The organism is Megalodesulfovibrio gigas DSM 1382 = ATCC 19364 (assembly GCF_000468495.1).
Lineage (GTDB): Bacteria > Desulfobacterota > Desulfovibrionia > Desulfovibrionales > Desulfovibrionaceae > Megalodesulfovibrio > Megalodesulfovibrio gigas.
Map to the genome: position 1 here is coordinate 3,320,747 of NC_022444.1, position 19,132 is coordinate 3,339,878.

17 protein-coding genes and 2 tRNA genes are annotated in these 19,132 nt (G+C 62.7%); 14 read left to right on the forward strand and 5 right to left on the reverse strand.

Features of this window, described 5'->3' with window-relative positions; genetic code table 11:
• Positions 1-158: 158 nt before the first annotated feature.
• The 5 genes from minC to DGI_RS14645 all read left to right on the forward strand — a co-directional run bounded on the left by minC (position 159) and on the right by DGI_RS14645 (position 3,873).
• Positions 159-878, forward strand: a complete 720-nt coding sequence (minC, locus tag DGI_RS14625) for a septum site-determining protein MinC (RefSeq protein WP_051286718.1) — start codon at positions 159-161, stop codon at positions 876-878.
• Positions 879-917: 39 nt separating this feature from the next.
• Positions 918-1,748, forward strand: coding sequence for a septum site-determining protein MinD (minD, locus tag DGI_RS14630; RefSeq protein WP_021761958.1), 831 nt, complete (start codon positions 918-920; stop codon positions 1,746-1,748).
• Between the two features lie 3 nt (positions 1,749-1,751).
• The gene (gene minE, locus DGI_RS14635) at positions 1,752-2,036 is read left to right on the forward strand and encodes a cell division topological specificity factor MinE (protein ID WP_021761959.1); all 285 of its coding nucleotides are present in this window, start codon (positions 1,752-1,754) and stop codon (positions 2,034-2,036) included.
• 30 nt (positions 2,037-2,066) lie between these two features.
• Positions 2,067-3,233 (forward strand): glycosyltransferase, encoded by a 1,167-nt coding sequence (locus DGI_RS14640; protein WP_021761960.1) that lies wholly within the window; start codon positions 2,067-2,069, stop codon positions 3,231-3,233.
• A gap of 88 nt (positions 3,234-3,321) precedes the next feature.
• Positions 3,322-3,873 (forward strand): hypothetical protein, encoded by a 552-nt coding sequence (locus tag DGI_RS14645; RefSeq protein WP_021761961.1) that lies wholly within the window; start codon positions 3,322-3,324, stop codon positions 3,871-3,873.
• A 166-nt stretch (positions 3,874-4,039) separates the two neighbouring features.
• On the opposite strand, the gene thrC is transcribed toward DGI_RS14645, so the two are convergent.
• A complete protein-coding gene (gene thrC / locus DGI_RS14650; protein WP_021761962.1) occupies positions 4,040-5,500 on the reverse strand; it encodes a threonine synthase in 1,461 nt (486 codons plus the stop codon).
• 147 nt (positions 5,501-5,647) lie between these two features.
• Here thrC and DGI_RS14655 point away from each other — a divergent pair.
• From DGI_RS14655 to DGI_RS17510, 6 genes are all read left to right on the forward strand, one after another.
• Positions 5,648-5,723 (forward strand) — tRNA-Ala (locus tag DGI_RS14655).
• A 234-nt stretch (positions 5,724-5,957) separates the two neighbouring features.
• Positions 5,958-6,080, forward strand: a complete 123-nt coding sequence (locus DGI_RS19330) for a type II toxin-antitoxin system HicA family toxin (RefSeq protein ID WP_144284210.1) — start codon at positions 5,958-5,960, stop codon at positions 6,078-6,080.
• A 93-nt stretch (positions 6,081-6,173) separates the two neighbouring features.
• Positions 6,174-6,584 carry a type II toxin-antitoxin system HicB family antitoxin gene (locus DGI_RS14660; RefSeq protein ID WP_021761963.1) on the forward strand — a complete coding sequence of 137 codons (411 nt, stop codon included), beginning with the start codon at positions 6,174-6,176 and terminating at the stop codon, positions 6,582-6,584.
• Between the two features lie 530 nt (positions 6,585-7,114).
• The gene (locus DGI_RS14665; protein ID WP_021761965.1) at positions 7,115-7,369 is read left to right on the forward strand and encodes a type II toxin-antitoxin system RelE family toxin; all 255 of its coding nucleotides are present in this window, start codon (positions 7,115-7,117) and stop codon (positions 7,367-7,369) included.
• Positions 7,353-7,694, forward strand: a complete 342-nt coding sequence (locus DGI_RS14670) for a helix-turn-helix domain-containing protein (RefSeq protein ID WP_021761966.1) — start codon at positions 7,353-7,355, stop codon at positions 7,692-7,694. Before DGI_RS14665 ends, DGI_RS14670 begins: the two co-directional genes overlap by 17 nt.
• A 333-nt stretch (positions 7,695-8,027) precedes the next feature.
• Positions 8,028-11,144, forward strand: coding sequence for a PAS domain S-box protein (locus tag DGI_RS17510; protein ID WP_021761967.1), 3,117 nt, complete (start codon positions 8,028-8,030; stop codon positions 11,142-11,144).
• Positions 11,145-11,302: 158 nt separating this feature from the next.
• On the opposite strand, the gene DGI_RS14680 is transcribed toward DGI_RS17510, so the two are convergent.
• The 4 genes from DGI_RS14680 to DGI_RS14695 all read right to left on the reverse strand — a co-directional run bounded on the left by DGI_RS14680 (position 11,303) and on the right by DGI_RS14695 (position 15,701).
• Positions 11,303-11,377, reverse strand: a tRNA-Lys gene (locus tag DGI_RS14680).
• A 56-nt stretch (positions 11,378-11,433) separates the two neighbouring features.
• Positions 11,434-12,891 carry a glycosyltransferase gene (locus tag DGI_RS17515; RefSeq protein ID WP_081696954.1) on the reverse strand — a complete coding sequence of 486 codons (1,458 nt, stop codon included), beginning with the start codon at positions 12,889-12,891 and terminating at the stop codon, positions 11,434-11,436.
• Positions 12,892-12,942: 51 nt separating this feature from the next.
• Positions 12,943-14,973 carry a sensor histidine kinase gene (locus tag DGI_RS14690; protein WP_021761969.1) on the reverse strand — a complete coding sequence of 677 codons (2,031 nt, stop codon included), beginning with the start codon at positions 14,971-14,973 and terminating at the stop codon, positions 12,943-12,945.
• Positions 14,973-15,701 carry a response regulator transcription factor gene (locus DGI_RS14695; protein ID WP_021761971.1) on the reverse strand — a complete coding sequence of 243 codons (729 nt, stop codon included), beginning with the start codon at positions 15,699-15,701 and terminating at the stop codon, positions 14,973-14,975. Before DGI_RS14695 ends, DGI_RS14690 begins: the two co-directional genes overlap by 1 nt.
• A 177-nt stretch (positions 15,702-15,878) precedes the next feature.
• On the opposite strand from DGI_RS14695, the gene DGI_RS17520 reads away from it, so the two are divergent.
• From DGI_RS17520 to tolQ, 3 genes are all read left to right on the forward strand, one after another.
• Positions 15,879-17,324: a vWA domain-containing protein gene (locus DGI_RS17520; RefSeq protein WP_021761973.1), complete on the forward strand. Its 1,446-nt coding sequence runs from the start codon at positions 15,879-15,881 to the stop codon at positions 17,322-17,324.
• Between the two features lie 320 nt (positions 17,325-17,644).
• Positions 17,645-18,448, forward strand: a complete 804-nt coding sequence (locus tag DGI_RS14705) for an SIR2 family NAD-dependent protein deacylase (RefSeq protein WP_021761975.1) — start codon at positions 17,645-17,647, stop codon at positions 18,446-18,448.
• Entirely contained in the window at positions 18,445-19,131 is a 687-nt protein-coding gene (tolQ, locus tag DGI_RS14710) for a protein TolQ (protein WP_051286661.1), read from the forward strand. Before DGI_RS14705 ends, tolQ begins: the two co-directional genes overlap by 4 nt.
• Position 19,132: the final 1 nt, after the last annotated feature.

Genomic DNA, 19,132 nt, shown 5'->3' on the forward strand with positions numbered 1-19,132 from the left:
TGGCTGGAGTGTGCCGGCTTTTGTTCTCTGAGGAAAGCCCCCCCGGCGTCAAGTTTTTTTTCCGTCATTTGTCGTTGCGGGCTTGCCTCCCTTCGACGGGGCGTCTACCATGCGCCTGCCGAATCCTCTAACCGGTTGTCCTTTCCGGAGCCGTGATCATGACTGATTCTCCACAGCCTGTGCTCATCAAGGGCCGCGTCCACCCCATGGCCATGCTGCTGCTGCGCAGCGCCGACGCCCCCGTCATCGCGCAGCACCTGGCCGGCATGCGCAACGAAGCCGACGGCCCGGATCTGCTGGCCCGCTCCCTGATCTGCCTGGACTGCTCCTGGCTGGGCGACCGCAAGGACGAGCTGGATCTGCCGCAGCTGGTGCAGGCCTTGCGCCAGGCCGGGCTGGCTCCCGTGGCGGTGAAGGCGCCCTCCCCTGCCCAGGAAGCGCAGCTGCCCTCCCTGGGGTGCATCATATTTGAGGAACAGGCGCGCGCCTTGCAATCCTCCAAGCCGGAGCGCGTGCTGCCCATGGTGGTGGACCGCCCCGTGCGCTGCGGGCAAACCATCTACGCCAAGGGCCGCGACTTGATTGTGCTTGCCGGGGTGAATCCCGGTGCCGAGGTTCTTGCCGATGGCAACATCCATGTGTATGGTGCCTTGCGAGGCAGAGCCCTGGCCGGGGCCCTGGGCGACGTGGAAGCCCGCGTGCATTGCGGCCAGTTTCTGCCAGAGCTGGTGGGCGTGGCTGGCGTATACCTGACCAGCGACGAGCTGGTGGGCCGCACCTCATCCGGCCCGGCCCTGTGCCTGCTGGAGGGCGAGGAATTGACCATCCTGGCGGCCCCCCACGGCATGGCGGACCCCGGCATGTGCGGCAAGCTGTAAGCTCTCTTCCATTTTTTTACGGCACAACAGGAAACACTCGTGGCAACCGTCATCGTCGTCACTTCGGGCAAGGGCGGGGTGGGCAAAACCACCACCGTGGCCGCCATGGGCACCGGACTGGCCCTGCGGGGGCACAAGGTTGCGGTCATCGATTTCGACGTGGGCCTGCGCAACCTGGATCTCATTATGGGCTGCGAACGTCGCGTGGTGTACGACTTCATCAACGTCATCCATGGCGAAGCCACCCTGCGTCAGGCGCTCATCAAAGACAAGCGCGTGGATTCGCTCTTCATCCTGCCCACGTCCCAGACGCGGGACAAGGATGCCCTGACCGTGGACGGCGTGCAGACGATCATCGATCAGCTCAAGGAAGAGTTCGACTATATTCTCTGCGACTCGCCGGCCGGCATTGAGCACGGCGCCATGATGGCCATGCACCATGCGGATGAGGCCATTGTGGTCTGCAACCCGGAAGTCTCCTCCGTACGCGACTCGGACCGCATCATCGGTCTGTTGGCCAGCAAGACCAAGCGCGCCATCGAAGGGCATACCCCGGTGCGCGAGCGGCTGCTCATCACCCGCTACGACGCCGACCGCGTGGCCCGCGGCGAGATGCTCAGCGTGCAGGACGTGCACGACATCCTGGCCGTGCCCCTGCTTGGCGTCATCCCGGAATCGCGCGCCATCCTTCAGGCCTCCAACGAGGGCAACCCCATCATCTTCGACGGCGACACCGAAGCCGGCCAGGCCTATGCCGACGCCGTGGCCCGTCTCTCGGGGGAAGAGCGGCCGCTGCGGTTCATCACCCCGGAAAAACGCGGCTTCCTGGCCAAGATCTTCGGCAAGGACAAGAAGGTCAGGGGGGTGTAGCCCATGGGAATTTTTGACTTTCTTCGGCCCAGGAAAAACAGCGCCTGCGTGGCCAAGGAGCGACTGCAAATCATTGTCGCCCATCAACGCGCCTTGAACAGCGGGCACGATTACCTGCCCGTGCTGCAAAAAGAACTGCTCGACGTCATCCGCCGCTACATCCCTGTCACCGAGGATCAGGTCAAGATTGAGCTGGACCGCCAGGGCGATTGCCACGTCCTGGAGCTTAATGTCACCCTGCCCGACAAAAACGACAGGGGCGCGACGGGGGGGAGCGACAGGGGATAGATTTCCCCTGCCACACTGCGGACGTACTCCATGGCCCCGGCCTCCCCTCCCCCCCCGCGGCTGGTGCACGTCATCACCGGCCTGAATCCCGGCGGCGCAGAAGCCATGTGCGTGGCCCTGGCCGTGCGGCTGGCCCGGCATGCGCACCTGCCTTGGGAGCAGGGCGTCATCTCCCTGATGCCCGAAGGCCCCCTGGCGGCCCCCCTGCATGCGGCCGGCATCCCCGTGATTTTTTGCGGCCTGCGCCGCCCCCTGCAGGCCCCGCTGGCCCTGTGGCGGCTGGCGGAGGCGCTGCGTTTTTTCCAACCCCACGTGATCCAGAGCTGGATGTACCACGCCGATCTGCTGACCGGGCTGGCCCTGCGACTGCCCGGCATCGCAGCCCACCCGGCGTTGGTCTGGGGCCTGCACAACGGCTCCCTGGACCCCGCCGTACTGCCGCGCGCCACGCGCTGGATCGTCCGCATCCTGGCGCGTGCCTCGGCCTGGATGCCCGATGCCGTGGTCAGCTGTGCAGAAGCGGCCCGAACCGTCCACCAGGACGCCGGCTACCGGCCGCGGCGCTGGGAAGTCATCCCCAACGGCATTGATACCGACCGCTTCCGTCCCGATCCCGCCCTGCGGCTCGCCGCCCGTCGCGCCTGGAACCTGCCGGAAGACGTTCCGGTGCTGGGGCTGGCGGCGCGTGATCATCCCGTCAAGGATCTTCCCACCTTTGCCCGCGCCGTGGCCACGCTGGCCCAACAGGTGCCGGCCCTGCGCTGCGTGTGCTGCGGGCAGGGGCTGGATGCAGAAAACACGCGTGTTGTCAGCATGCTGCGGGAAGCCGGCATCCTGGAACGGTGCGTCTTGCTGGGGCTGGAGCGAGACATGCCGCGCTTCTGGAACGGGGTGGATGTGGCCATCTCCAGCTCCCGGGGGGAGGCGCTGCCCCTGGGTCTGGCCGAAGCCATGGCCTGCGGCGTGCCCGTGGCAGCCACCGATGTGGGGGATACCGCCCAACTACTGGGCGAATGCGGTCGTCTGGCGCCTCCTGGCGACGCCGCCGCCCTGGCCCGGGCTGCGCGCTGGGTATTGGAGCATGCCGCCAGCCTGCGCACGCCGGCCCGGGCACGCATCCTGGCGCGGTTTTCCCTGGCGGCCTGCGTGGAGCGCTATGCGGCCCTGTATGCGGCCCTGTCGGGACGCTCCCCCTGACGTGTTTCAGGCCTCCAGGCCTTGCAGGGTGCGGGGAAACGCGGTAGGAAGCAAGATCACTATACAAAACGCTTCAGAAGGAGCGAGCATGGCTGATCCCAAGGAATTCACTCTGTTTAGTGGCGGCGCAGCAGGTGCGGAAGCATGCTTTGGCGAACTGGCCGCGCAGTACGGCCTTGCCGAAGTCAACTTCACCTTCGACGGGCACCAACTCGCCCGGGCCCACGGCGCGCGCATGCTCACCCCCGAGGAATTGGCCCGCAAGGATGTGAGCCTGGCCTACGTCTCCAAACTGCTCAACCGCCGTTTCACCAATGCCCCGCTCATGCGCAAGGTGTTGCAGACCATCATGCACATGGTGGAAAGCGGCCACGAGATTTTCGTGGTGGGGACCATTCAGGAAGACAACACCGTCAAAGGCGGCACGGGCTGGGGGGCGGAATTCGCCAAAATCTGCAACAAGCCGCTCTACGTGTACGGCCAGGGCCGCGACTGCTGGTTCAAGTGGGACGGCGACGGCTGGCAGGAAGTGCAGGCGCCCGTCATCACCGCGCAGCACTTCTGCGGCACAGGCACCCGCTTTCTGGAAGAACAGGGCCGCAAAGCCATCGAGGACCTGTTCATCCGCTCGTTCACATAGCGCTTTTTTTCTTTGAAAAGATTTCTTGAGGGACACCCTTTCCAAAGACGTTGTCTTGTGATTCAAGGCCACTATCAAATCTTTGGAAGGGGAGCGCGAGAGAGGGGAGAACCTTTTGCAAAAAGGTTTCCCCTCTCGTAGTGTCCTTTTTCAAGAGTGAAATGCGCTAGTCCCTCTCTCGCAATTCCAGGCGCTCCACCACGGCCTGGGCCGCTTCCTGGGTGAACTGCTCGGGGGAAAGGGCCTGCTTGCGCGCGGCGTCGATCACCAGCTCGGGCAGATTCTGCAACGCCTTGCGCGGGAAAATCCGATAGTCCCCGGGGAAGGAGTCCTCAAAGTACATCCGCTGAAAATCGATGAACTTGAGGGCATGGGCCGTGGCATCCAGGATGGCCAGTTCCCCGTCCTCCAGAATGCCCCGGGCCTTGGCCTCGATGAGCCCGGCCAGGCATTCCCCGCCCTGAGTGCAGACGATGTGCCCATGGCGATTGGCCCGCAGCATGCCTTCGATGATGCCCTGCTCCGTGACCTGCACCACCTGGAAGCTGCCGCTGCCGGCCGCCTTCTCGTACTGCTCCTGAAAATATTTGACACGCGGAAAGGACACGGGATTGCCGATCATGGCCGCCTGGGCCACGCTGGGCTGCACCGACACGGCCTTGTATTCCCGCGCTTCGGGAGCCTGGGCATAGTATTTATACACAGGATCCGCATGGTGTGACTGCACGCCCACAATGCGCGGCAGGTGTTCGATCATGCCCAGCCGATGCATTTTGAGGAACCCGGCCATCACCGCCGTGATGTTCCCGGCATTGCCAATGGGCACAAAGACTGCGGTATTGGCCATGTTCCAATCCCGCCACTGTGCCACTTCAAAGGCATAGCTTTCCTGTCCCAGAATGCGCCAGGCGTTTTTGGAGTTCAGCAAGGCCACGCGGTAGCGCTCTGCCAGATGCTCCACCACCTTCATGCAGTCGTCGAAGACGCCGGGAATCTCCAGCACAATGGCCCCGCTGCCCAGGGGCTGGGCAATCTGCTGCGGCGTGACCTTGCCCTGCGGCAACAGCACCACACTCTTAAGCGGCTCGCCCACATACGCGGCGTACAGGGCAGCGGCGGCGGAGGTGTCGCCGGTGGAGGCGCAGATGGTCAGCACCTCGTCCCAATTATTGATGCGCACCAGATGCTTGAGCACGCTGAAGGCGCAGGCCATGCCGCGATCCTTGAAGGAGGCGCTGGGGTTCTGCCCGTCGTGCTTGAAGGCCAGGGGTTGCCCCACCAGGGCGGTGAGCTCGGCGTTGGCCGGGACCACCGGGGTGATGCCCTCGCCCAGGCAGACGATGTCTCCTTCCTCCAGGATGGGGGCCATGAGTTCGTAATATCTGAAAATACCACGCAATTCAGGACGCTTGGTGGCGGCGCGGGCATCGAACAGATCGCGCCAATCCTGCCCGGGCGTCTCCTGCAGGGAGTCGAAGGTGGTGTCTTCCAGAATGAAGACATTGCTGCAAGCCGGGCAGGTATACAGCAACTCGTCCACGCCGTAGACGTTGCCGCAACCCAGGCAACGGTACTGCATCCGGCCGCGGTATGCCGGAAACATATAGAAATCGCTGGAGAAATACATGGGTGATCCCGTCTGGCAAAGGGTGGAAACGCAGGGCAGAACCAGTGCTCGGTTGTACCCGCGCCCGGAAAATGTCGCAAGCGGCAAAAAAAGAGCACTTTCTGATTGACACCCGAGGCCGAACTCCGTAAACACGTCTTTCTGCACGGGGCTGTAGCTCAGTTGGGAGAGCGCTTGAATGGCATTCAAGAGGTCGTGGGTTCGATTCCCTCCAGCTCCACCAAATTTCCTAAGGGTTTCGGTTAATTACCGGGACCCTTTTTTCTTGCCCCAGGGCGGGCTTTCGCCGTGTGCCTGCGCTGTGTCCGCCAGGACAGTGGGCGCCTCAATGCTCGAATCTGGCTTTCTTCGTCTGACTTTTCAGGATTTTTCCTGTGATAGCAGGGCATTAGCGCCGGCCTTATTTCCTGGTGCTCGCCATGGCGTTGCCCCCTCGCATTGTGTGTATGCTCTCCACATGACCAGCCGGGAAATAATCAAGCTCCTCAAGGCCCATGGCTGGGTGCATGTCCGGACGGTGGGCGACCATTTCCAGTTCAAGCACCCCGGCACGGCCACGCCCCCCGCGCTGCCACGGTGACGCATCCGCGCAAGGATTTCCCCATCGGCACCCTGAAGCGCATTGAGAAAGACACCGGGCTCAAGCTCCGGTAGCAGGCAGCGAGGCCGCCCCATGCACACCTACTTTGCCGCCATTCACAAGGACGAGGACAGCGATTTCGGCGTGTCCTTTCCCGACGTCGCCGGCTGCTATACTGCCGGCTCCACCCTGGCCGAGGCCGAAGCCATGGCCCGCGAAGCCCTGGCCGCGCACCTGGAGTTTCTGAAGGACGAAGGCAGGCCCCTGCCCGAATGCCGGCCGTATCTGGAGGTGCTGGACGAGGTCAGGGAAGACGCCGGCTTCGTGGCCCTGCTCCTGGTGGTGGTCCCGGAAAAGGTGAAGCGCGTGCGCCTGAACGTCAGCTTCACGGAAGCCGATCTGGACATCATCGACCGCGCCGCCGAAGAACGCCATTTGGACCGCTCCGCTTTTTTGGCTATGGCGGCCAAGAAGGTTGCGTCTGGGGCGTGTGAGGTGTTGTAATTGACAATTGACAAATGTCATTGCGCTAATAATCTTTAATAAAGGACAAATTAAGCAATGGCTTTCAAAACTACTTCAAGAAATCGGCAAAAAAGAACCGTTAGCCAATCGATGTACAATACCAATGCCGAGCGACTAGATTTTTCATTGCCCAATATCATTATTTCGCAACACATTTATGGTATAATTATCGAGTGCAACAAGTGCCAAGCATTATACGAGGTTTCAATTGAAAAAATAATTGAAGAGTTTGGCCAAAATGCACCTTTCAAGAAAGCATTTTATTATCACAAAAAAACATATGAGTGCAAATGCAATAAAACACCAAGACATTTAATCAACGCATATGATAAATTTAATATAAGAATTATAAGAAAATAAGAATTTCATTTTGGAGCCATCCGCAAACAATACCGGCCTTATTTGACGCAATGCTTGCAGCCGCAAATTCCGCCAGCCCCATATTAATGTATCTCCCATGGAGCCACAAAGGCCCTTGACCCTCCTCCTATCAAAGCCTATTAAAAACTATGTACCGCATCGCATGGACCAGGAAAGCGCAGAAGCAGTTGCTCGCCATTGCCCATGCGCACCGCAAGCCCATTGTTGATGCGGTGGAGGGGTTGGCGCAGTGGCCGGGTTGCCAGAATGTGCGCAACCTCGTGAACAGGGACGGCTACCGCCTGCGTGTGGGGCGATATCGCGTGCTGTTCACAGTCCACGAAGGCGAATGCCACATTATCCAGGTCGAAGAGGTCAAGAAACGCGATGAACGCACGTACTGAGCATCAAATTCTGCTCGGCCCCGATGGAACGCCCATGTTCGCCGTCATCCCCTACGCCGACTATGAAGAGCATTTCGAGGGCCGGCCGGATGAAGACGTGCTGTTGCCGCATGAGGTCGTGAAACTCAACGCCCTGGAGGGCAAGAGCCTGATTTGCGCCTGGCGCGAGCACCTGGGCCTGACGCAACGCGAAGTGGCCGAGCGCATGGGCATCAAACAGCCCTCCTACGCCGCCATGGAAGCCCCCGACGCCCGCCCCCGCGTGGCCACGCTGAAGAAAATCGCCGCAGCCATGGGCGTGGAATGGGAACAGCTGCGGGCATAACCCCGCATCTGATTTGAGGCGGCGCAAACGCAAAAACGGATTCAACGGCCATCCCTAGAGCATTTTAATTTTGAAAAAGGACATTGCGAGAGGGGAAACCNAAGGTTTTCCCCCGAGAACTCCTTTCAAAGATAACTTGCTCTAAAAGGACAGACGGGGGGAGTGGCCGCGTCATAGTATTTCGATGCGCCGGGCTGCCCTCCCCCCTGGAACTGTGCCATGCACCAGGAAGAGAACAGGAGGCCGTTGTTGCGCGTGGGGGGAGAACAGTTCATATAGACAATCGGGCTGATCAGCAGGTAAGAGAGGAGCCATCTCCCCGGGGGGGGCACAATGGAAAAACCTCAGGCCCGTGTCTGGCTTGCGGCCGCCTTGCTCGCCGCCTGTTTCGGCATTGCCATTTGCTTCTGCGCCGCAGCGTTTGCCGCCGGGCAGCGCGCCCTATTCATCAGCTCGTATCACCCAGGGTTTCCGACCTTTTTTCAACAAACCGCGGGATTGAAAAGCGTCCTGGATCCGGCCGGCGTGCGGCTGGATGTGGAATTCATGGACTGCAAGCGATTCCTTTACGAGCATACGTATTCAGATTTTCAGGCGATGCTGCAGAAAAAGCTGCACGTGCTGCCACCGTACCAGATTGTCATTGTAGCCGATGACGATGCCTTACACTTTGCCCGTGCGGCCCGCGAGCATCTGTTTCCCGGCGTGCCGCTGGTGTTCTTCGGGGTGAACAATCAGCCCCTGGCGCGTTCCCTCAGTGGCGATAATCAGACAACCGGCGTCATCGAGGCCGTTTCCATGCGGGAAACCCTGGATGCCCTGTGGCGGATGCGGCCCAGGGCACGACGGGTGGTCGCCCTCACGGACGCCACACCGAGCGGCCAGGGCGATCTGCAAACCTACCTCGCGCTCCGGCCCGACTATCCGGCCAGGGAGCTGGCCGTGCTCTCCCTGCAGGAGGTGTCCTGGGACCAGGCAGCCCAGACGCTGGAATCGCTTTCCGCCACGGATGACGCCGTGCTCCTGCTTTCGGCGTACCGGGACAAGGACAACGCCACCAGGGAATTCAACGAATCCCTCGAATGGATCCTGGCCCATGCAGCGGTGCCGGTCTTTCATCTTTGGTATCATGGGATGGGCCAGGGCATCGTCGGCGGCAAGCTCATCTCGCATTTCGATCAGGGCAAAATTGCCGGCGAGATGGTCCTGGACATTCTGTCCGGCCGTTCTCCCAAGGATATTCCAGTGGTTGAGGGCGATCTGGCGAATGTCCATTATTTCGACCAGCATGCCCTGGACCGGTTCACGATCGAGGCGGCAGCGCTCCCGGCCAACGCCATCATTATCAACAAAAAAATTAGCGTATTAGACAAGTATGGGACAGAACTCCTGCTACTGTGCGGCGCCGTGGCGGTGCTGGGTGGATGCGTTGTCGGGCTGTTGTTCCTTTCCCGGCGGTATCGCCGGGCGGAACATCGGGCCAGGGCCGGGGAGGCAGAAAGCAGGCAGACCGAGTTGGCCTTGCGCCAAAGTGAAAACACGTTGAAGAGCATCTTCCGGGCCGCACCGGTGGGCGTGGGGCTGGTGGTAAACAGAACCTTTGCCAGGATGAATGAAAAGCTCTTTGCGATGACAGGGTTTTCGGAACAGGAGCTGCTGGGCCGCAATGCCAGAATGCTCTATCCGGACGAGGACGAATACGAATTTGTGGGCCGGGAAAAGTACCGCCAGATATCCGAATACGGCACCGGCACGGTGGAGACCCGCTGGCAGCGCAAGGATGGGAGGATCATCGACGTGCTGCTGAGCTCCACCCCCCTGGACCAGGAGAATTGGTCCAACGGCGTCATTTTCACTGCCTTGGATATCAGCAAACGCAAGGCCGCCGAAGGTGCGCTGCGGCAGGCGCAACAGGAGTTTCAAAGCATCTTCGAAAACTCCCAGGTGGGCATCCTGCTGCTCCGGGGTGGTCGAAATATTGCCCTGGCCAACCAGCGCCTTGCCGATATCCTGGGCTACGAATCCCCCGGGGAGCTGGCCGGGACCGGTGTTCGCGCACTGCACCTGGATGAGGCGCATTTTCTGGAATTCGGCGAGCAGTATTACAAGCCGCTGGCCTGGGGCAGGCAGACACAGGTGGAGTACCAGCTCCGGAAAAAAGACGGGACGGCAATCTGGTGCATTATTTCCGGAACAGCCCTGGACCCTTCGGACCTGGAGAAAGGGGTCATCTGGGTGATGGACGATCTGACCCGCCGGAAAACCCTGGAGGCCCAGCTCACCGCCACCAAGGAGGCCGCCGAGGCCGCCAACCTGGCCAAAAGCGAATTTCTGGCCAACATGAGTCACGAAATCCGCACCCCGCTCAATGGCATCATGGGCATGCTGCAGCTCCTGCAACTGACGGCCGTTGATGCCGAGCAGGTGGAATACATAACAACCGCCGTGCAGTCTTCCCGGCGCCTCACCCGGCTGCTGTCGGATATCCTCGACCTCTCCCGCGTGGAGGCCGGCAAGATGGATATCGCCATGCAGCCTTTTGACTTCACGGACGCCATGGAAGCCGTTCTCCAGCTTTTTGCCCCCGCAGCCACGCAAAAGCACCTGCAACTATGCATGCATATTCACCCCGCCATTCCACCCCGGCTGCTGGGCGACGCCGCCCGACTGCAGCAGGTGCTCAGCAACCTGATTGGCAACGCCATCAAGTTCACCAATACCGGGTCTGTTGCAGTTGACGCCTACCCGCTACCAGTCAGACACGCCGAGGAGTACCGGGTGCTTTTTTCAGTGACGGACACGGGCATCGGCATCCCCGAGGACAAACTGGCCCTGCTGTTCAAGCCCTTCACCCAGGTCAGCCAGGGGTATACACGCGAGTTTCAGGGAGCTGGGCTCGGCCTGTCGATCTGCAAGCGGCTTGTCGATCTCATGGGCGGTAACATCGCCATCGAAAGCGAACCCGGCGTGGGCACCTCGTTTTATTTCTGCGTCACATTCGGCGCGGCCTCGTGCCCCATCGGGACGGATCCTGCGCCGCTGCAAAAGACCACCCCAAGGAGTTCAATCCTCCTGGTGGAGGATGATCCCACCAACCGCTATACCATCCAGCGGCTGACAGAACGGTTGGGGTACATCGTACAGGCGGTTGCCGACGGCCGGCAGGCCCTGGACTTCCTGAAAACAAGCCCGGTTGACCTCATCCTGATGGATATCCAGATGCCCGTCATGGACGGCGTGGAGGCCACCCGGCGCATCAGGGCCGGAGAGGCCGGCCAGGACAAGGCCGGCGTCCCGATCATTGCCCTCACGGCCTACGCCATGACAGGCGACAAGGAACGGTTTTTAGACGCAGGCATGGACGGCTATCTGGCCAAACCCGTGGAGCTGGAGACGCTGCAGGAGGCAATAGCCCAACGCGCCATACGCCATGACCCTGGAGGCGAATAACCGCAGCAGCGGGGCATCCCTCGGGGATGAGGAATCCCCGACCATCATGCGCCAGGGGCGGGGGGCGTATTTCGATCCAGCCATCCTGGCAGAAAGGCGCCACATGACGCGCCACAACGAAAAAGGCAGCGAGACTTGCGTCTCACTGCCTGAAATTCTGGTGGGCCGTGATGGGTTCGAACCATCGACTCTCTGATTAAAAGTCAGATACTCTACCACTGAGTTAACGGCCCAAGCGAAAGAACGGTCTTATAGCCTTCCGCCAGCCGGCTGTCAAGCTGCAAAACGACTATTTCTGAAAATCACTGGCCTGCTCCGACGCCAGCCACTGCAAAATTTGGCGGACCGCGGGATTCTCCGCCTCCTGCCGGTCCAGCAGGCCGGCATAACGGGCGCAGGACTGCCGCACATGCGCACTCTGCAACAGCGACTGCATCCGCTCAGCCACCACCTCCTCGGTGAACAGTCCCGGCGCGACAATCTTTCCCACGCCCAGGCGCTGCAGCCGTGTGGCGTTGTCCGGTTGATCATACGTGAAGGGCACCAGCAGTTGCGGCACACCTGCCCGCAAGGCATCCGCGCAGGTTCCCACACCTGCGTGATGCACCACCAACGCCGCATGCCGGAACAGATACGGGAAGGGCTCGAATGTCGCATGAAAGATGAAGTCCGGCAATCGGGCTGGAATATCCGCCGCATTGCGAGTCACAAACACGCCGCGTTTGTTCAGTCGCAACAACACGGCGGCTGCAGTGGCAAACAGGCTGGCATTGTGCTGCTTGCAGGAGCCAAACGTGAACACAACGGGCTTGTCGCCCCGGGACAAAAACTCGCACAAGGCCGGCGAAGGCGCCTGTCGGGCATCGCCGAGGTCCTGAAACGAGGACACCACCGTGTGCGAAGGCCAGTCCGCCTGCGGAGGGGCAAACCATTCCGGAAACAACGCCAGGATGTTGCGTGGAGAAAACAAGGCGCGATCGAGCACCCTGCGCACGGGCGGAAGGCCATGCTCGGCCCGGACGGCATTGATGGCCGGGCCAAGGGCCGCATCGCCCACGGCGAGGACAATCCGCTGCGCCAGCCGTCGCTTCCACAACGACGCGGCAGGGCTGATGACCAACCGCGAGGCCCGCTCGGGCGGCCCGACCAGCGCATTGGTCAGCACATCCAGCCCCCGCAGCATCGTGCGCTGCACGGCGCCGACGGCAAGCGCGCCCAGCCGCACACGCGGCTGGACCGGGGGCAACTGGATGCTCTGAAAAAATACCGGGTACGGGCAGACCGTCACCAACGAGAACGGCTTGACATCATACGCAATACGCGCGCCAAGCGCCAGAACCGAGGCCAGCACCAGCCGGTATTCGTTCCCCGTGCGAACCAGCAGATCGCAGACCGGGCGAACCAGCGGAGACAGGACATCGTCGAAAAACGTGTTCAGGCCATCCTGCGCACTCCAGGCCGCCGTGGACGCGCAATAGGAGGCAAGCAACGAATCCGGCACCATTTCGACAAACGACGCCCCCACCGTTTCCACCAAAGGACGGTACTGCGGCAGGGTGGCAAAGGCAATGTGGCAGCCTTCTTGCCGCAGGGCCTTCGCCAACGCAATGAAGGGATAGACGTCGCCGTGCGTGCCGTAGGCGACCATGAGAAGACGGTTTTCCTTGCACTCACGTCGGGCTGGCTGGTGCATGGCGTCTCTTCCATGGCCTTGCGACAATGCGTCGGCACTGTGATCGTGTTCCATGAACCATGCATCGCATCTTTTGCCGGCAGATGGAAGGAGGGGGCGGTCCGACTATTCCAGCCGGATGCACACCCGCAGGCCGCCGCCGTCGATATTCTGCGCCCAGACCTTGCCGCCCATGCCCTCGGCCAGACGCTTCACCAGGGCCAACCCCAGGCCGGTGCCCTTGGTCTTGCGGGTCAGCGAATCATCAACCCTGTAAAAATCATTGAAGATTTTCCGAAGCGCCCCCGATGGCACGCCGGGGCCGGTATCTTCCACGCAGAGGATCACCCGGCCGCCCTCCTCCGTCACCCGGATGGCGATGCGTTTTTCCGGCGCGCTGTGACCGAATTTGATGCTGTTTTCCACAAGGTTGAGCAGAATCTGGACCATGGCCTCGCGGTCATAGGGGATGGGGTGCGAGAGCTGGACATCCTCCACCAGGGTGAAGCCGGACTGGGTCAGGGTGGGGCCAAGCACGCGACGGACTTCATCAAACACGTCGTCCAGGTCGCCTTCCTGCATTTCAAAGCGGCGGGTGCGCTTTTCCAGCTTGGCGAATTCCAGCACGTTGCCGATGAGCCGGGAGAGCCGCTCCGCCTCTGCGCCCACGGTGCGCAGGTATTCCTCCTCCCGCTCCCGGGAGGGGGCCATGCCTTGCTCCAGCATTTCCGCATACATGCGAATGGTGGTCAGGGGCGTTTTAAGCTCGTGGGTCACGGAGGAGACGAACCCCGCCCGGCGTTGGGACAATTCGTTCAAGGCCCGGGCCGACCGGTACACCGCCGCAAAGCCCCCCACCAGCACCACGGCCAGGGCCCAGGCCAGCATGTTCAGGGTGGCTCGCGCCTCGGACACGGGAATGTGCGGGCAGAGCAATTCCGCCTGCAAAAAGGTGAACGGCCGGGGGAACTGCCGGGAGACGTGCAACGCCGGGCTGCCATGCGTCACCAGACCGTCGGCCATGATCTCCACGGTGCGGCCGTGATCCATCACCGCCAGGGCCAGATTGGCGATCCGTGGCAATTGCTTGGCGCGGAAATAGCGGTCCATGAGGTGCTGCAGGAATCTGGTGCCGTCGATGAGCAGCCCCTGTCGATAGATGCGCCCGCCGATGACCATGCGGCGGTACAGAAAAATTCGTCCCTCGGACAGGACCATGGACTGCAACGGCGCCACCTCCACCTGAATGGACGTCCGTGGCGGCGCCTCCAGCAGGGCTTCCAGCGAGGGCGATCCTGGCAACACGTGCTGCAAGGCGTCGCCGTATGGGGTGGCCATGGCGGCATCGGTGTTCTTGTCCAACGACTCGGCCAGCTCCTCCACCTTGGCCACGGCATCTTCGTCCTGCGCCGTGGCCGGCGGGGGCGGCGCAGCCTTTCTGCCCTGGCGCTGCTCCAGCCGGGCCAGGTTCCGGGCCTGATCCTGGGTGACAATCTGGGTGCGGCCGCGGTCCTGGCCCAGGTAGTCGCGGGAGCGGCCGGAGATCATGCCGGCCACCTGATCCAGCAGGCCTTTTTCCTGCAAGCCATCCTGGGACGCCCCGCCGGACATGTTCCGGGACGATGCGTCCTTGTTTTTGGGCGACGGCGGCGGCGTGGCGGGCGGCGGAGACTGGGCGATGAAAAACTTCTCGCCCGGGCGCACTGGTTGGCCGGGTGCCGCAGAACTGGACGCCGAGGCGGAAAGGAGCGGCCCGTCGTCCCGGGCGGCGCGGCGGCCGATCTCCTCGTTCACGCTGCGCAACAAGGTGCGCTTTTCCGCAGAAAATGCCGCCTGCTGCACGGGCATATCCAGGCTGCCGTCCGGGTTGTGCTGCAGATAGCCCAGGATCCAGGGCGCAATGGGAAAGGACTGGCCGGAGGGGAGACCGTCGCCGTCAGGATCGCCAGACTGCCAGGCATCCACCGGGCGGGCTTCCTCGCGGGCCACCATCTGGGCCAGTTCCTCTTCCATGGCATCAAAGAGGGCCACGGCCACAAACCGCATGGCCGCCATTTCCTCGCGCGTCAGGCTCTCGTAGCTGCGCTGGATGAACCAGCCCAGGGGCACGGCCAGCGCCAGAAACACCAGCGCCAGCACCATGGTGACGCGCGACATCAGGCCTCCGCGTCGGGGGTGTCGCGCAGGAGATCCGGATCAAGCCGATAGCCCTCGCCGCGCACGGTGGCGATGAACTGCCGTTCTCCAGCCAACAGGGCAATCTTCTTGCGTAATTTCGTCATGTGGATGTCTACGGTGCGGGTTTCGATGTCCACATCGGGGTACCCCCACACATCGCGCAGAAGTTCCTGACGGCTGACCACGGCCGGATAACGCCGACGCAGGTACAGCAGGATCTCCATCTCCCGCCGGGTCAGGGGCTCCGCGGGGGTGCCTTCGCACGAGAGCTCCAGGGACGCACCGTCGAACACCAGACCGCCCAGCTCCAGACGCTCGTCGCCCATGCGGCGACCGCTGCGACGCAGCACAGCCTCCACGCGGACCATGAGTTCGCGCAGGGAAAACGGCTTGGTGACGTAATCATCCGCCCCGGACTGAAATCCTTCCACCACATCGTTTTCCGCACCTTTGGCCGTGAGCATGATGATGGCCAGCCCCGGCTTTTTTTTGCGCAGGGCCTTGCACACGGAAAAGCCGTCCTTGCCGGGCAGCATGACATCCAGGAGGACGCAGTCGAAGGATTCCACCAGGGCCAGCTGCTCGCCCTGCACGCCGTCGTCCGCGCCCACGGCCTGGTAGCCGTTGAAGATCAACACGTCCAGCAGCCCGCGCAGGATGGCGGGATCGTCCTCCACCACGAGAATTCTCGCCTTGTGCTGTTGCATGATGCATCGGCTCCTTGTGTTGCCTGCTATAGTGCCTTCCCCGGCGGTTGTCTGCCCCCCTTCTGTAAGGAGAATGTAAATGGCGCACGCCGCATATTTACCCCCGGCCTCCTTGAGATGTCCCCGCCTTGCGGTACGCTGCACCGCACTACGCAACCCATGTCAGGAGACGTCTTCATGCAGCGCGCACCCATGCAATGGCTCTTTCTGTTCTGTGTGCTCGTGGCAGCCGCCTGCACGGTGCTGGGATTCAGCCGGCAGACCAGCCTCCCCGCCATGCCCGCCGCGGCCAGCGCGGCCACCCTTTCCGCCGGGGAAGGCCCCCTGGCCATGACGGCCACCCTCACCCAGTCCAAACTGGTCCGGGGCTCCGACGGCCGCACCACCCTTTCCCTGACCCTCAAGGCTGCCGCCGGGGAGGGCCCTGCCTCGCCATCGGGGCACCCCGCCGTGAATCAGCCTATGGATGTCGCCGTGGTGCTGGACCGCTCCGGCTCCATGCGCGGCGACAAAATGGCCGGCGCCAAGGAGGCCCTGCGCACCCTGGTGGCCGCCATGACCGAGCGCGACCGCTTTGCCCTGGTTTCCTATGCCGACGATGTGGTGGTGCATCAGCCCCTCGCCCGGTGTACCCCCCAGACCAAGGCCGCGCTGCTGGAGCACATCGAATCCCTGGAAGCCGGCGGCAACACCAACCTGGGCGCAGGCCTGGAATACGGCCTGCAGGCCCTGCAGCAGGCGAGCGAGTCCGCCAACGCCCGCCTGGTATTGCTGGTCTCCGACGGGTTGGCCAACCGCGGCGTGACCGATGCCGTCCAGCTGGGCCGCATGGCCGCCAAAGGTCTGGCCCAGGACGTGATGCTCTCCACCGTGGGCGTGGGGCTGGATTTCAACGAATTCCTCATGACCCGCATTGCGGACCAGGGCGGCGGCAGCTATCGCTTTTTGGAAGATCCCCGGACCTTTGCCGCCGGGTTCTTCGAGGAGTTCGCCACCGTGCGCCGGGCCGTGGCCCTGCATCTGGAACTCCGCATCCACCTTCCCCGCGGCGTGCAACTGCTGGAAGCCTCGGGATATCCGGTGGATATGGACGGCGACGTGGCCGTCATCCGCCCCGGCAGTCTGGCCGATGGCGCCTCGCGCACGCTGCATCTGACACTGCAGGCTCGCACGGATCAGCCGGCAGCGTTCGAAATCGGCCCGGTCTCCGTACGCTATGGTCCCAGGGAGGCGCAACGCGCCCTGCACCTGACGCAGCCCCTGGTGGTGGCCTGCGTGGAAGGCCGCGCCGACGCCGACGCCTCCATCGACAAGGGCAGCTGGGAACGCAAGGTGCTCACCGAGGATTACAACAAACTCAAGGAAGACGTGGCCGCCAAGGTGCGGGGGGGCGACGCTGCCGGAGCCCGCGCCAGCATCGACCATTACGTGCAGACCCAGCAGGCGGCCAACCAGGCCGTGGGGTCCGAGCGCGTGCAGGACAACCTCGAAAAGGATGTGGAACAACTGCGCCAGCAGGTGGATGAGACCCTGGCGGCCCCGCCGGCAGCCCGGCCCGCACTGCAGAATCGCATGGCCAAATCCATGCAATACGAGAGTTACAGCGGCCGCCGCGACAAATGAGTTTCCTTGCGCTGCAAGAGACCGCCATGCGTGACGTAACATGCAGCATGCGCGTCCACCTTGTGCACCGGGGGGGCATGCCTCACCCCCCCGGTGCGGTCCGCCGCTGCCTGCGGATTGCGTTTTTTTCACGTGCCGGAAAGGCACGAAAATGGCAGAAAGCCCTGAGTGCCCCTCTTGGCATTTCAATAAACAAAGTGTAGAGAGACTCTATAGTTGATGGGGCAGGAGCACCCCCACCCTCCGCGGCGAACCATTCGCCCTGCCTTCCGCTTTCGGCGGGGAAGGTCATTTTTCGACATCATGATGGTCCATGGGTTATGGAATCTTGGCGGCAGCATATTCCTGCGGCAGCGCAGATGCTTCGTGACTCGCGGTGTTGCGTGGCCCTGACCGGGGCTGGCATTTCCGTGGCCAGCGGCATCCCCGACTTTCGCAGTCCTGGCGGGCTCTGGAGCCGGCACGATCCCATGCGCGTGGCCACCCTGGCCGCCTTGCGCCGCGATCCGCGCCAGGTCTGGGAATTTCTGCTGGACGCCAACCGGGACTTTGACGCCGCCCGGCCCAATGCCGGCCACACCGCCCTGGCCAGCCTGGAGGCAGCCGGCCGGCTGCAGGCCATAATCACCCAGAACATCGACGGCCTGCACACCGCAGCCGGGTCCCGCAGGGTGGTGGAATTCCATGGCAATGCCCGGCGATACTATTGCATGACCTGCAAGACGCCCCACCCGGCCCAGGAAGCCGCCAGTCTGACCCGGTCCACCATCCCCTGGACCTGCCGCTGCGGCGGCGTGGTGCGGCCGGACATCGTCTTTTTCGGGGAGCACATCCCGCCCCAGGCCCTGGCCGCCGCCATGGCCCTGACCCGGCAGGCGGATCTGCTCCTCATCGTGGGCACGTCGGGCGAAGTGGCCCCGGCCAGCCAGCTGCCCTGGGAAGTGAAAGATCACGGCGGCCGCGTGATTGAACTCAATGCCGGCGACAGCCTGTTCGGCGCCCTGCCGGACTTGGTGTTGCGCGCCAGGGCCGAGGAGGTCCTGCCCGCCCTCGCCGCGCTCGTCCTTAATGCGACGCAGCACGATTTGCAGCATGCCACTGTGGCACCGGAGAGACCGCAATGAACGAAATGGGTTATTTGGAAATTCTGGGACAGGCCACCCTGGTGGTCAAACTGGTCATCGCCCTGCTGGTGGTCATGTCCCTGACAAGCTGGACCATCATCTGCACCAAGATTTTCATGCTCAAGGGCGCCAAGCGTCGCGCCGTGCGAGACATGGGCGCCTTTCAGGAAGCGCGCAGCCTGCACCTGGCCATCGAACGCATGGGCCTGGACTCCTATTCCCCGGCCTACCGCGTGGCCGTGGAAGGCGTGAACGAGCTCAATCGTTTTGAGGAATACAGTTCCCCGGACAAGGGACAAGTGGAAACCGTGGTGGAAAACCTGCGCCGGGCCCTGCGCCACGGCGTTTCCAACGAGGTGAGCCGGCTCACCGCCTCCCTGTCCTTCCTGGCCACCTGCGCCAGTTCGGCCCCGTTCATCGGGCTCTTTGGCACGGTGTGGGGCATCATGCACTCCTTCCACTCCATCGGCAAACAGGGGGCAGCGTCCCTGGCCACGGTGGCCCCCGGCATTTCCGAGGCCCTCATCGCCACGGCCATCGGCCTGCTGGTGGCCATTCCCGCCGCCATTGCGTACAACTATTTCAATGGGTTGATCAGTCATCTGGAAGCCGAGCTGGTGAACTTTGCCGGGGTGTTCCTGAACCGGGTCCAGCGCGAACTGCCCAGCATGGCCCAGGCCTAGG

Excerpts from the sequence above, each read along its gene's own strand:
- DGI_RS17515 (WP_081696954.1), bottom strand. The coding sequence starts at position 12,891 with ATGGAACACGATCACAGTGCCGACGCATTGTCGCAAGGCCATGGAAGA.
- minE (WP_021761959.1), top strand. The coding sequence starts at position 1,752 with ATGGGAATTTTTGACTTTCTTCGGCCCAGGAAAAACAGCGCCTGCGTG.
- thrC (WP_021761962.1), bottom strand. The coding sequence starts at position 5,500 with ATGTATTTCTCCAGCGATTTCTATATGTTTCCGGCATACCGCGGCCGG.
- tolQ (WP_051286661.1), top strand. The coding sequence starts at position 18,445 with ATGAACGAAATGGGTTATTTGGAAATTCTGGGACAGGCCACCCTGGTG.
- DGI_RS14690 (WP_021761969.1), bottom strand. The coding sequence starts at position 14,973 with ATGTCGCGCGTCACCATGGTGCTGGCGCTGGTGTTTCTGGCGCTGGCC.
- DGI_RS19330 (WP_144284210.1), top strand. The coding sequence starts at position 5,958 with ATGACCAGCCGGGAAATAATCAAGCTCCTCAAGGCCCATGGCTGGGTG.
- DGI_RS14660 (WP_021761963.1), top strand. The coding sequence starts at position 6,174 with ATGCACACCTACTTTGCCGCCATTCACAAGGACGAGGACAGCGATTTC.
- DGI_RS14665 (WP_021761965.1), top strand. The coding sequence starts at position 7,115 with ATGTACCGCATCGCATGGACCAGGAAAGCGCAGAAGCAGTTGCTCGCC.
- minC (WP_051286718.1), top strand. The coding sequence starts at position 159 with ATGACTGATTCTCCACAGCCTGTGCTCATCAAGGGCCGCGTCCACCCC.
- DGI_RS17510 (WP_021761967.1), top strand. The coding sequence starts at position 8,028 with ATGGAAAAACCTCAGGCCCGTGTCTGGCTTGCGGCCGCCTTGCTCGCC.
- DGI_RS14640 (WP_021761960.1), top strand. The coding sequence starts at position 2,067 with ATGGCCCCGGCCTCCCCTCCCCCCCCGCGGCTGGTGCACGTCATCACC.
- DGI_RS17520 (WP_021761973.1), top strand. The coding sequence starts at position 15,879 with ATGCAGCGCGCACCCATGCAATGGCTCTTTCTGTTCTGTGTGCTCGTG.
- DGI_RS14670 (WP_021761966.1), top strand. The coding sequence starts at position 7,353 with ATGAACGCACGTACTGAGCATCAAATTCTGCTCGGCCCCGATGGAACG.
- DGI_RS14645 (WP_021761961.1), top strand. The coding sequence starts at position 3,322 with ATGGCTGATCCCAAGGAATTCACTCTGTTTAGTGGCGGCGCAGCAGGT.
- DGI_RS14695 (WP_021761971.1), bottom strand. The coding sequence starts at position 15,701 with ATGCAACAGCACAAGGCGAGAATTCTCGTGGTGGAGGACGATCCCGCC.
- DGI_RS14705 (WP_021761975.1), top strand. The coding sequence starts at position 17,645 with ATGGAATCTTGGCGGCAGCATATTCCTGCGGCAGCGCAGATGCTTCGT.